Source organism: Bradyrhizobium sp. RD5-C2 (assembly GCF_019972155.1).
Lineage (GTDB): Bacteria > Pseudomonadota > Alphaproteobacteria > Rhizobiales > Xanthobacteraceae > Bradyrhizobium.
This window is the reverse complement of the sequence record NZ_BOVL01000022.1, coordinates 387145-398510: the sequence shown is the minus strand read 5'-3', so window position 1 is coordinate 398510 and position 11366 is coordinate 387145. Positions and strand designations below refer to the sequence as shown.

General features: G+C 64.5%; 11 protein-coding genes. 7 read left to right on the top strand and 4 right to left on the bottom strand.

Annotated features, from left to right (window positions below; translation table 11 throughout):
- Positions 1-74 precede the first annotated feature (74 nt).
- Positions 75-710 (top strand): LysE family translocator, encoded by a 636-nt coding sequence (locus BraRD5C2_RS30625; RefSeq protein WP_223974893.1) that lies wholly within the window; start codon positions 75-77, stop codon positions 708-710.
- Positions 711-832: 122 nt separating this feature from the next.
- Here BraRD5C2_RS30625 and BraRD5C2_RS30620 read toward each other — a convergent pair whose 3' ends face one another.
- Positions 833-1459: a glutathione S-transferase family protein gene (locus tag BraRD5C2_RS30620; protein ID WP_223974892.1), complete on the bottom strand. Its 627-nt coding sequence runs from the start codon at positions 1457-1459 to the stop codon at positions 833-835.
- Between the two features lie 202 nt (positions 1460-1661).
- Between BraRD5C2_RS30620 and pyrE the strand changes: the two genes are divergently transcribed.
- Positions 1662-2225, top strand: a complete 564-nt coding sequence (pyrE, locus tag BraRD5C2_RS30615; protein ID WP_092122894.1) for an orotate phosphoribosyltransferase — start codon at positions 1662-1664, stop codon at positions 2223-2225.
- A 149-nt stretch (positions 2226-2374) separates the two neighbouring features.
- A complete protein-coding gene (locus BraRD5C2_RS30610) occupies positions 2375-3172 on the top strand; it encodes a DUF2865 domain-containing protein (RefSeq protein ID WP_223974891.1) in 798 nt (265 codons plus the stop codon).
- A gap of 105 nt (positions 3173-3277) precedes the next feature.
- Here BraRD5C2_RS30610 and BraRD5C2_RS30605 read toward each other — a convergent pair whose 3' ends face one another.
- Positions 3278-3709: a hypothetical protein gene (locus BraRD5C2_RS30605; protein ID WP_223974889.1), complete on the bottom strand. Its 432-nt coding sequence runs from the start codon at positions 3707-3709 to the stop codon at positions 3278-3280.
- 195 nt (positions 3710-3904) lie between these two features.
- On the opposite strand from BraRD5C2_RS30605, the gene BraRD5C2_RS30600 reads away from it, so the two are divergent.
- The gene (locus tag BraRD5C2_RS30600) at positions 3905-4198 is read left to right on the top strand and encodes a GIY-YIG nuclease family protein (RefSeq protein WP_223974887.1); all 294 of its coding nucleotides are present in this window, start codon (positions 3905-3907) and stop codon (positions 4196-4198) included.
- A gap of 275 nt (positions 4199-4473) precedes the next feature.
- On the opposite strand, the gene BraRD5C2_RS30595 is transcribed toward BraRD5C2_RS30600, so the two are convergent.
- Positions 4474-4707 (bottom strand): hypothetical protein, encoded by a 234-nt coding sequence (locus BraRD5C2_RS30595; protein WP_223974885.1) that lies wholly within the window; start codon positions 4705-4707, stop codon positions 4474-4476.
- A 244-nt stretch (positions 4708-4951) separates the two neighbouring features.
- Between BraRD5C2_RS30595 and BraRD5C2_RS30590 the strand changes: the two genes are divergently transcribed.
- The 3 genes from BraRD5C2_RS30590 to rocF all read left to right on the top strand — a co-directional run bounded on the left by BraRD5C2_RS30590 (position 4952) and on the right by rocF (position 9492).
- Positions 4952-7462 (top strand): glycogen/starch/alpha-glucan phosphorylase, encoded by a 2511-nt coding sequence (locus BraRD5C2_RS30590; protein WP_223974883.1) that lies wholly within the window; start codon positions 4952-4954, stop codon positions 7460-7462.
- Between the two features lie 125 nt (positions 7463-7587).
- Complete coding sequence (locus BraRD5C2_RS30585; RefSeq protein ID WP_223974881.1) at positions 7588-8406, top strand: acyl-CoA thioesterase; 819 nt, start codon at positions 7588-7590, stop codon at positions 8404-8406.
- A gap of 108 nt (positions 8407-8514) precedes the next feature.
- Complete coding sequence (gene rocF / locus BraRD5C2_RS30580) at positions 8515-9492, top strand: arginase (RefSeq protein ID WP_223974879.1); 978 nt, start codon at positions 8515-8517, stop codon at positions 9490-9492.
- Between the two features lie 234 nt (positions 9493-9726).
- Here the strand turns inward: rocF and BraRD5C2_RS30575 are convergent, their stop codons facing one another.
- Positions 9727-11343: a phosphoenolpyruvate carboxykinase gene (locus tag BraRD5C2_RS30575; RefSeq protein ID WP_223974877.1), complete on the bottom strand. Its 1617-nt coding sequence runs from the start codon at positions 11341-11343 to the stop codon at positions 9727-9729.
- Between the last annotated feature and the right edge of the window lie 23 nt (positions 11344-11366).

The window sequence follows — 11366 nt, the reverse complement described above, 5'->3', positions numbered from 1 at the left end:
CGAGAGCAATTCCAACATGGCCGCGCGGCGGATGACACGCTAGAAGTGCGTGTATCCCCCTCGCGAGACCCATCATGCCCCACACATCCGCGTTGCTCGGCTTTGCGCTCGTCTGCCTCGGCATGGTGCTGACACCCGGGCCGAACATGATGTACCTGATCTCGCGCTCGATCACGCAGGGTCCGGCAGCCGGCATCGTCTCGCTTGGCGGCGTCGCGCTCGGCTTCGTGTTCTATATGCTGTGCGCAGCGTTCGGCATCACCGCGCTGCTGTTTGCGATTCCCTACGCCTATGACGCGCTGCGCTTTGCCGGCGCCGCCTATCTGCTCTGGCTGGCGTGGCAGGCGCTGAAGCCGGGCGGCCGCTCGCCGTTCCAGGTCAAGGCGCTGAAGGTCGACGGCCCGCGCAAATTGTTCGCGATGGGCTTCATCACCAACCTGCTCAACCCGAAGATCGCGATGCTTTATCTCGCGCTGCTGCCGCAGTTCATCGATCCTGCCGGCGGCAGCGTGCTGACGCAGTCGCTCGCGCTCGGCTCGATCCAGATCGTGATCAGCGTCAGCGTCAATGCAATGATCGCGCTCGCCGCCGGCTCGATCGCGGTGTTCCTCGGCACCCGCCCGACCTGGCTGCTGGTGCAGCGCTGGCTGATGGGCACGGTGCTCGCGGGGCTTGCGATGAAGATGGCGCTCGAGGCAAGGCGAGCGTGAGCCTAACTCGTCATGCGCGGGCTTGACCCGCGCATCCATCGCCCGCTCAAGCGGGCGGCAACTAAAGCGTTCTTGCGGAAAAGGATGGATTGCCGGGTCAAGCCCGGCAATGACACACCCAATCAATCCAGCTTCGCGTCCATGCCCCGCTTCGTCGCGGGGCGGGCCATCAGCGCATCGTACCAGCGCTTGACGTTGGGGAAGTCTGATAGCTCGACCTTGTGGCGCGGATGGCGCCAGGCCCAGCCGAGGATGGCGAAATCGGCCACCGACAGATCGCCGGCGACGAAATCGCGGCCATCCAGCCGGCGGTCCAGCACGCCATAGAGCCGCCGCGTCTCGGCCATGTAGCGCTTAAGGCCATAGGCGCGGTCCTGCTCGTTCTCCAGCGCGATGAAATGGTGCACCTGGCCCGGCATCGGGCCGAAACCGCCCATCTGCCACATCAGCCACTCATAGACCGGGATCCGCTCCGCCAGCGGTTTCGGCAGGAACTTGCCGGTCTTCTCGCCGAGGTAGAGCAGGATCGCGCCGGACTCGAAGATGCTGACCGGCTTGCCGCCGGGACCATCGGGATCGACGATCGCCGGGATCTTGTTGTTCGGGCTGATTGCGAGGAAGGCGGGCGCCATCTGCTCGCCCTTGCCGATATTCACCGGGATCACCTTGTAGGGCAGCCCCATTTCCTCCAGCGCCACCGAGATCTTGCGGCCATTCGGCGTGTTCCAGGTGTGCAGCTCGATGGTCATTTCCGCTTCCCTCGCAAGTGTTTGGCGCCTGCTTTAGGGGGATTGGAACGGGCACACAACCCGCGCTTTCCGCACGCGGCTGCGCTGAAATGGCGGCGCGGGCACTGTTGACGGCGGGATTTACCCGCTGGAATGTGCGCCAGACCGCCGATAGATTGCCGGCCGCCTGAAAGCCCCAAAGAACCCCCAAGGGAAAAAGCCTTTGTCCAAATCAGCCTCCCGCGCCCGCCTCGCCGAGATCATCCGCAAGCGCTCGTTCGGCCGCGGCGAGATCACCTTGGCGTCGGGCCGCAAGAGCGATTTCTATTTCAACCTGAAGCCGACGATGCTCGATCCCGAGGGCGCGGCGCTGCTCGCCGAGCTCACCTATGAGGCGCTGAAGGACGACCGGCTCGATTTCGTCGGCGGGCTCGAAATGGGCGCGGTGCCGCTCGCCGGCGCCATCGCGCAGCTGTCCTGGCTGAAGGGTCATCCGATCGCGGCGTTCTTCGTGCGCAAGAAGCCGAAGGAGCACGGCGCGCGGCTCGCCGTCGAAGGGCTCGCCAAGGGCGAGAGCCTGGCGGGCAAGCGCATCGTGATCGTCGAGGACGTCACCACGACAGGCGGCTCGGCGCTGAAGGCAGTGGAAGCCGTGCGCGAGGCCGGCGGCGAGATCGCGCTGGTCTTCACCATGGTCGACCGCGAGGAAGGCGCGACCGAGACGTTCGCCGAAGCCGGGCTGCCGTTCCGCGCGCTGTACAAGGCCGGCGAGTTCCTGAAGGACTGACGGTCTCTCTCCTTCTTGTGACGCAGTCACGCGCAATCAATCGCTCGTTTACCATCCCGCCTTAAGGTGAATCCGCCGGGGCACCTTGTCGCCGCGGCGAGGCGCGTCGGGTGGAGTTGGCGTTGCGTACAGAGTTGAGTGATCGGCGCATGCGGCGCCGCGTGATGCTTGCCGCCGCTGCCTTTGCGGGTTCCGTCCTGGTCGTTCCCGCTCCCGTCTCGGCCGAAGGGCTGTTCGACTTCTTCTTCGGCGGTTCCCAGAAGCAGCAGGGCCGGCAGGCCCCGCCGCAGGCCAATTTTTTCGCCGATCCGTTCGGCCTCAACCAGCAGCCAGAACGGCAGACGTCCGCACCGGTCTCGGGGACGCGCGTGGCCGGTTCCGGGCCGGCGTATTGCGTGCGCAGCTGCGACGGCAAGTATTTTCCGCTGACGATGCGCGGCAACGCGACGCCGGCGCAACTCTGCCAGGCGTTCTGCCCGGCGAGCGCGACCAAGGTCTATTACGGCGGCCATATCGACAGCTCCGCCTCGGCCACGGGTGAGCGCTACGCCGACAGCGAGAACGCCTTCGCCTATCGCAAGGCGCTGCGCGCCGACTGCACCTGCAACGGCCGCGACCCGGCCGGGCTCGCGCCGGTCGACCTCGCGCTCGATGCCTCGCTGAAGGCCGGCGACGTGATCGCAACCACCGACGGCCTCGTCGCTTACACCGGCGTCCGCGTCGGCAACGAGCAGTCGTTCGACTTCACGCCGATCGCCTCCTATCCCGGATTGACCGCGGCGGTCCGCGCGCGGCTCGGCGAAATGAAGGTCGCGCCCGTCAGCGCCGAGATCGCCAGCGACGCGCCGCTGCCGGAAACCAGCCGCGATGTCGCGCCCTCGACACCGACGTCTGTTGTGCCGAAGGGCCATGCCGCAAAGCCCGCCAAGCGGGCCGAGGCGAACTGACGGCTTGCTTTCGTCATTGCGAGGAGCGATAGCGACGAAGCAATCCACACTTGGGTTGCGGGACGGTGGATTGCTTCGCTGGCGCTCGCAATGACAGAGAGATAGCTAGCGCGCCACGATCACGCCGATCACATTCGGCGCGGCCATGTATTTCTCCTCGATCGCGGCCCGCGCGGCCGCGCGGTTCTCCGAGTTGAGGAGACCGCGCTTCTCGGCGAGGATCATCCAGCAATAGCCCCACCAGTCGGTCAGCATGCCGTGATCGTCGACGAGATCGTAGCCCTGCTCACCGGCGAAGATCCGCGCATGCGCCTCATCGAGCGAGTCAAGCCAGGCGTGATCCTCGTTCGAGAACAGCTCGTCGCTGAAATCATCCGTGGTGTAGCCCCAGATCGACATGCAGACCGCGTTGAACTCGCGGTCGAGCTGGTCATCGTCGATCGGCTGGCGCCGCGAGGCCTGGTGCAGCCGCGACAGCGACCGCGCGAAATCGGCAATCCGGGTCAGAGCGAATTGATCAAAGGCGATGGTGGACATGTAGTCCTCGCGGAGACTGAGAGACCATAGATATTGTGTCGGCGCAGGCGCCGAATCACAATGATATATCAAAGACTTGCTAAAGTGTTCTTAATTCGTTCTGTTTGGTTTATAGATCGCCCACAGACGTCGTCCTGGCGAAAGCCAGGACCCATTACCCCGGCTGGTCGACCCATTGCGAGCTTGGGCCAAACCATGAGCGCTGCAAGCAGCTACTACGTCTACGTCCTCGCGAGCCGCCATCACGGAACGCTTTACATCGGCGTCAGCAACGACATTCGCGCTCGGCTCGAACTGCATCGTTCGGGGCGAGGCTCCAAGTTTGTCTACAAATACGAGATATCCCGTCTCGTTCATCTCGAGGAATTCGCCACACCGCAGGAGGCGATCGCGCGCGAGAAGCAGCTGAAGTTCTGGAAGTGCGATTGGAAGATCAAGCTGATTGAAGCTGAAAACCCGGATTGGAACGACCTGTCGGGCCTCATCTGAGGATTGGGGTAATGGGTCCTGGCTTTCGCCAGGACGACGATGTGGCGCGAGCGAGCATCATCGCTCTGTCACGGATATGCCTGCCCGCAAAGCAATTCGGGCCGCTGACTAAGTCAGCGGCCCGTTGAAAAATTGCTTCGGAATGAAATGCGTCGGAGCTGAAAATGTGCCCGCCCCATGCGCGACAGGTGTGTTTGTAAAGAACTCGTTAAGCCTTGGAAATCCGTATCACTCCGGTGTTCACGATCGCGCGTGAAAGCGCGTTGTGCGGCGGTCTAATTCGCTGCGGACAACAGCTTGTCACCGCAGGCATTGGCGTAGAACTTGCCGCCGCATTGCCGCTTGATGGCGGCGCAGCGCGCGGCAGGCGTTGCGTTCTGCGTCACGCTGAAGCTACAAGTCAGACCGTCGGCGCTGCGGCCCGGTTTGCCCGCTGCGTAGGCCGCGCTGGTCGCCGTGATACACACCATGAGCAACGCCGCGGCCGCGATCTCGATCAGGAGTCTCATCACGCATCCTCCGCCAGATTGCCGCAAGATCCCGGCTTTCACGGCCGATCGTAGCACCGGCAATGACGGTTCCGAAGGCCCCCAAATCGGCCCGGTCCTTGCATAAAATATCGGCAGCGCCATGCACGGCAACGTTCCCCGCGGTTTCGGTTGCCATGCAACGCGCGTATCATCGACTTGGGGCATGATCCGGACACTATGATCGCATCATGATCCGGAAATCTGAACGGCAGGATTGGGCGCTTTGCACGAACAAACAAACTACCCGGCATTGAACCAGCCGATCGACGAGCTGGCGCTGACCGAGATCAAGGGCGCGATCCTCGCCAAGCTCCGGCTCGCGATCGGCAAGGACGCCGGCATGGCGACCAGGCGCGACTGGTACAAGGCGGCGGCGCTGGCGCTGCGCGACCGCATCGTGCACCACTGGCTGACGGCCGAGAAGCAGACCTACGACGCCGGCTCCAAGCGCGTCTATTATCTCTCGCTCGAATTCCTGATCGGCCGCCTGTTCACCGACGCGCTGAACAATATGGGATTGCTGCCGCTGTTCGAGGCGGCACTCGGCGACCTCGGCGTCGATCTCTCGGACCTGCGCAAATGCGAGCCGGACGCGGCGCTCGGCAATGGCGGTCTCGGCCGGCTCGCGGCCTGCTTCATGGAGAGCATGGCGACGCTGGCGATCCCCGCGACCGGTTACGGCATCCGCTACGATTTCGGCCTGTTCCGCCAGATCATGAACCAGGGCTGGCAGCAGGAATATCCCGATGAATGGCTCGCCTTCGGCAACCCCTGGGAATTCCAGCGCCCGGAGGTGGTCTACAACGTCCATTTCGGCGGCCATGTCGAGCATGTCGACGAGCGCGGCCGCGACCGCGCGACCTGGCACCCCGCGGAAACCGTCGAGGCGATGGCCTACGACACGCCGATCGTCGGCTGGCGCGGCCAGCACGTCAACGCGCTTCGGCTGTGGTCGGCGCACGCGCCCGATCCGCTCAAGCTCGACGTCTTCAACACCGGCGACTACGTCTCGGCCAGCGCCGAGCAGGCGCGCGCGGAAGCGATCTGCAAATTCCTCTATCCGAACGACGAGAGCGCGGCGGGCCGCGAGCTGCGGCTGCGCCAGGAATATTTCTTCGTCTCGGCCTCGTTGCAGGATCTCGTGAACCGGCATCTCGCCTCCGACGGCGGCCTGCGCAACCTCGCGCAGAAGGCGGCGGTGCAGCTCAACGACACCCATCCGAGCCTTGCGGTCACCGAGCTGATGCGCATCCTGGTCGACCTGCACAGTTTCCGCTGGGACGAGGCCTGGAAGATCACGGTCGCGACGCTGTCCTACACCAATCACACCCTGCTGCCGGAAGCGCTCGAGACCTGGCCGGTCGAACTGTTCGAGCGGCTGCTGCCGCGGCATCTCGAGATCATCTACCGCATCAACGTGGCGCATCTCGCGCTCGCCGAAGAGCGTTTCCCCGGCGACATCGAATACCGCGCCTCGGTCTCGCTGATCGACGAGCGCAGCGGCCGCCGGGTGCGGATGGGCCAGCTCGCCTTTGTCGGCTCGCATCGCATCAACGGCGTCTCCGCGATGCATTCCGACCTGATGAAGGAGACCGTGTTCCACGACCTGCATCATCTCTATCCCCAGCGCATCACCAACAAGACCAACGGCATCACCTTCCGCCGCTGGCTGATGCTGGCCAATCCACGGCTGACCGCGCTGCTGCGCGAGACCTGCGGCGAGGCCGTGCTCGACGACTTCTCGCTGCTCGAACGGCTCGAGACCCATTCGAGCGACCTGGAATTCCAGAAGCGCTTCCGCGACGTCAAGCATCACAACAAGCTGGCGCTGGCGCGGCTGATCGGCGAGCGCAACCACATCAAGGTCGACCCGTCGGCGCTGTTCGACGTGCAGATCAAGCGTATCCACGAGTACAAGCGGCAGCTGCTCAACATCCTGGAGACGATCGCGCTGTACCACGCGATGAAGGATAATCCAGGTGCGAACTGGGTGCCGCGGGTAAAAATCTTCGCCGGCAAGGCGGCGGCGAGCTACCGCTACGCCAAGCTGATCATCAAGCTGATCAGCGACGTCGCCGAAATCGTCAACAACGACGCTTCGCTCGGCGGCAGGCTGAAGGTCGTCTTCCTCGCAGACTACAATGTCAGCCTCGCCGAGGTGATCATCCCCGCCGCCGATCTCTCCGAGCAGATCTCGACCGCCGGCATGGAGGCCTCCGGCACCGGCAACATGAAGCTCGCGCTGAACGGCGCGCTGACCATCGGCACGCTCGACGGCGCCAATATCGAGATCCGCGACAATGTCGGCGAGGAGAACATCGCGATCTTCGGCCTCGAAGCCGGCGACGTCATGGTCCGCCGCAAGCAGGGGCTCGATGCCAGCGACATCATCCGCAAATCGCCGCGGCTCGAGCGCGCGATCCGCGCCATCGAGAGCGGCGAGTTCTCGCCGGGCGATGCCGCGCGCTTTGCCTCGATCGGGCACGCGCTGCGCTACCTCGACCACTACATGGTCTCCGCCGATTTCGATTCATACTACGACGCGCAGCGCGGCATCGACGCGCGCTGGCAGGTGGTGCCGGCCTGGACCCGCGCCTCGATCCTCAACGTGGCGCGCATGGCGTGGTTCTCCTCCGACCGCACCATCCGCGAATATGCCGAGGACATCTGGCACGTGCCGGTGCATCCGAGCGCCTCGCCGCAACTCGGCAACCAGCGCGAGGCGAAGGGGTAATCCCGGGACGCGGAAATCGATTACGTCCGACATCATTGAATTCGTCATGCTTGCCGGGCTATTGCATGTCGAGCGTCATTGCTCCCAGCGATGACGGAAGTGCTAGCCAATATTGAAAGATCTGCATGCTCACCAAGGCTCCGCACCTTTTCGATGAAGCCACCACAGTGACTGCCGGCGACAGCCGCTGGCAGGGACGGACCAGCCCGGATTACTGGGCGTTCGTCGGCCCGTTCGGCGGCTGCACCGCCGCGACGATCCTGCGCGCGCTGATGCAGCACCCGCAGCGCGCCGGCGATCCGCTGGCGCTGACGGTCAACTACTGCGCGCCGGTCGCCGAGGGCGTGTTCGATCTCGATGTCCGCCTGGTGAGAAGCAACCGCTCGAGCCAGCATTGGTCGGTCGAGATGACGCAAGGTGGCGGCGAGGTCGCGACCTTGGCGACGGCGGTGTTTGCCGAGCGCCGCCCGTCCTGGTCGCACCAGCCCGCCGAGTTTCCCGACGCGACCCCGTTCGAAGAGCTGCGGCCCTATCCGAAGCTCGCGATGACCTGGGCCAACCAGTATGATTTCCGCTTCGTCGAGGGCGAACCGAAGTTCGGCGGCGGCGCCGCGAAGCAGCCGTCGAGCCCTTACTCCAAGCTGTGGATCGCCGACCGCGTGCCGCGCAAGCTCGATGCGCTGTCGCTGATGTCGATGTCGGACGCGTTCTTCGGCCGTGTGTTCCACGCGCGCCACGAGCTGGTGCCGTTCGGCACGGTGTCGCTGACCACCTATTTCCACGTCGACGCTGCCGACATGGATGCGGAGGACACCACCCGCGTGCTCGCCACCGCCGACGCCAAGACCTTCCACAAGAGCTACGGCGACCAGCACGGCGAATTGTGGTCGCCGTCCGGCCGCCTGCTCGCCACCACGACGCAGATCGCCTATTTCAAGGCGTAAGCACCACCTGACTATCCACATGGCCCGATTGGACCGGGTTGCCTATTTCAAGGGTTGAGGGAACAGTGGCGCGTCGCTTCTGTTCCACGCCTTTGGGAGCCCTGCCGCATGTCCGAAGCCGACAATTCCAAGCCCTCGCGCATCGCCCTGCTTGGCGTTCCCATCGAGATCGGCGCCTCGCAACCCGGCCCGCTGATGGGCCCGGACGCGCTGCGCACCGCGGGCATCGCGCGGCTGCTCGAGCAGCTCGACTTCCACGTCGACGATCACGGCAACCTTGCGATCCCGGCTGTGGTCGCCGACGGCCCGGCGCCGGCGAACACCAGATTCTACGACGAGGTGAAGACCTGGACCCGCGCCCTCTCCGAGCGCGCCTACTGGCTGGCGCATTCCGGCGCGATCCCGATCTTCATGGGCGGCGATCACTCATTGTCGATGGGGTCGATCAACGGCGTCGCGCGCTACTGGCAGGAAAAGGGCCGGCCGTTGTTCGCGCTGTGGGTCGATGCGCATGCCGACTACAACACGCCGGCTACCACCATCACCGGCAACATGCACGGCATGTCGGCGGCCTTCCTGTGCGGCGAGCCGGGCCTCGACGATTTGCTCGGCGGACTGCCGCGCGCCTCGATCCCGCCGGATCAACTCGACCTGATCGGCACGCGCTCGGTCGATCCGCTGGAGCGCAAGCTTTTGCGGCAACGCAACGTCTCGATATCAGACATGCGCCAGATCGACGAGTTCGGCGTCGCCGTGCTCATCCGCCGCATCATCGAGCGCGTCAGGGCCAAGAACGGCGTGCTGCATGTCTCGTTCGACGTCGACTTCCTCGATCCGGAAGTCGCGCCCGGCGTCGGCACCACCGTGCCGGGCGGCGCGACGTATCGGGAAGCCCATCTGATCATGGAGCTGCTGCACGATTCCGGACTGGTGCGCTCGCTCGATATCGTCGAGCTCAATCCGTTCCTCGACGAGCGCGGCCGCACCGCGCGCGTTGCCGTCGAATTGATCGGCAGCCTGTTCGGCCTGCAGATCACGGACAGGCAGACGCCGAGCAATGCGGTGTTGCCGGAGATAGGGGAGTAGCGGAGCAGCCAGTGCGTTGTGCGCACCGCGCCAATCCCGTAATCCTGAGGAGCGCCGCAGGCGCGTCTCGAAGGATGCACGGCCCGGCTGGTGCCCGTCGACCCTTCGAGACGCGCTTCGCGCTCCTCAGGGTGACGGATTGAGGAAGTGTCGCGCGGATAGAGAAAGACAACTGCAAATAAAAAGGCGGCCACGCGGGCCGCCTTTTCAAATCGCGAGATCAGCGCGAGCGGTCTACTCCGCCGCGAGCTTCACTTCCGGCGCGGCGGCGCGGACTTCGGCGTCGACCTGCGCTTCGAACTTGGCGAAGTTCTTCTGGAACATGCCGACCAGCGCACGCGCGGTCTTGTCGAAGTCGACCTTGTCGGCCCAGGTCTTGATCGGGTCGAGGATGTGCGGCTCGACGCCCGGCAGCGAGGTCGGCACCGCGAAGCCGAAATACTTGTCGGTGCGGAAGTCGGCATTGCGGAGCGAGCCGTTCAGCGCCGCGGTGAGCAGTGCGCGGGTCACCTTGATCGGCATGCGACGGCCGGTGCCGTACTTGCCACCGGTCCAGCCGGTGTTGACCAGCCAGCAATCGACATTGTGCTTGGCGATCAATTCGCGCAGCAGATTGCCGTAGACCGACGGATCGCGCGGCAGGAACGGCGAACCGAAGCAGGTCGAGAATTCCGGCTGCGGCTCGTTGCCGAGACCACGCTCGGTGCCGGCAACCTTCGCGGTGTAGCCGGACAGGAAGTGATACATCGCCTGCGCCGGCGTCAGCTTGGCGATCGGCGGCATCACGCCGAAAGCGTCGGCGGCGAGCATCACCACATTCTTCGGATGCGGCGCGCGGCCGGTGCGCGAGGCGTTCGGAATGAAATCGAGCGGATAGGCCGAGCGGGTGTTCTCGGTCTTCGAGCCGTCGTCGAAATCCGGCACGCGATCGTTCGCGCCGAGCACGACGTTCTCCAGCACCGCGCCGAAACGCTTGCTGGCGGCATAGATTTCCGGCTCGGCTTCGCCTGACAGCTTGATGCACTTGGCGTAGCAGCCGCCTTCGAAGTTGAAGACGCCGTCATCGCTCCAGCCATGCTCGTCGTCGCCGATCAGCGTGCGCTTGGGATCGGCCGAGAGCGTGGTCTTGCCGGTGCCGGACAAGCCGAAGAAGATCGCGGTGTCGCCGTCGGGGCCGACATTGGCCGAGCAATGCATCGGCATCACGCCCTTCTCAGGCAGATAAAAGTTCAGCGTGGTGAACACGCTCTTCTTCATTTCGCCGGCATAATAAGACCCGCCGATCAGGACGATCTTGCGGGCGAAATCGATCGCGACGACGTTCTCCGATTTGCAGCCGTGACGTTTCGGATCGGCGCGGAAGCTCGGCAGATCGATGATCGTGAGTTCGGGCACGAAGCTCGCGAGCTCCGACGTCTCCGGGCGGATGAGTAGCGTGCGGATGAACAGCGAGTGCCAGGCGAGCTCGGTGAAGACGCGCGTCTTGATCCGATGCGTCGGGTCGGCGCCGCCGTAGAGATCCTGCGCGAACAGCGTCATGCCTTCGGCATGCTTGAGGAAGTCGGCATGCAGCGTCGCGAACTGCTCCGAGGTGATCGACTGGTTGCCAGCCCACCACATGCTCTTGTCGGTCAGCCCGTCGCGGACCGTGAACTTGTCCTTCGGGCTGCGGCCGGTGAACTCACCGGTATCCGCGCAAAGCGCGCCATCGGCCGAGAGCACCGCTTCGCCATTGCGCAACGAGTGCTCGTAGAGCTGCGGCGCACCATAGTTCCAATGCACGCCCTTGAGATTTTTTAAGCCGAATTTGTCGGCACCGAAGGCACCGTTATGCACGCCCGTCTCTTGCACGAAGAACCTCCTCGAACCCGCGT

Excerpts from the sequence above, each read along its gene's own strand:
- BraRD5C2_RS30625 (WP_223974893.1), top strand. The coding sequence starts at position 75 with ATGCCCCACACATCCGCGTTGCTCGGCTTTGCGCTCGTCTGCCTCGGC.
- BraRD5C2_RS30620 (WP_223974892.1), bottom strand. The coding sequence starts at position 1,459 with ATGACCATCGAGCTGCACACCTGGAACACGCCGAATGGCCGCAAGATC.
- BraRD5C2_RS30610 (WP_223974891.1), top strand. The coding sequence starts at position 2,375 with ATGCGGCGCCGCGTGATGCTTGCCGCCGCTGCCTTTGCGGGTTCCGTC.
- BraRD5C2_RS30605 (WP_223974889.1), bottom strand. The coding sequence starts at position 3,709 with ATGTCCACCATCGCCTTTGATCAATTCGCTCTGACCCGGATTGCCGAT.
- BraRD5C2_RS30600 (WP_223974887.1), top strand. The coding sequence starts at position 3,905 with ATGAGCGCTGCAAGCAGCTACTACGTCTACGTCCTCGCGAGCCGCCAT.
- BraRD5C2_RS30595 (WP_223974885.1), bottom strand. The coding sequence starts at position 4,707 with ATGAGACTCCTGATCGAGATCGCGGCCGCGGCGTTGCTCATGGTGTGT.
- BraRD5C2_RS30585 (WP_223974881.1), top strand. The coding sequence starts at position 7,588 with ATGCTCACCAAGGCTCCGCACCTTTTCGATGAAGCCACCACAGTGACT.
- rocF (WP_223974879.1), top strand. The coding sequence starts at position 8,515 with ATGTCCGAAGCCGACAATTCCAAGCCCTCGCGCATCGCCCTGCTTGGC.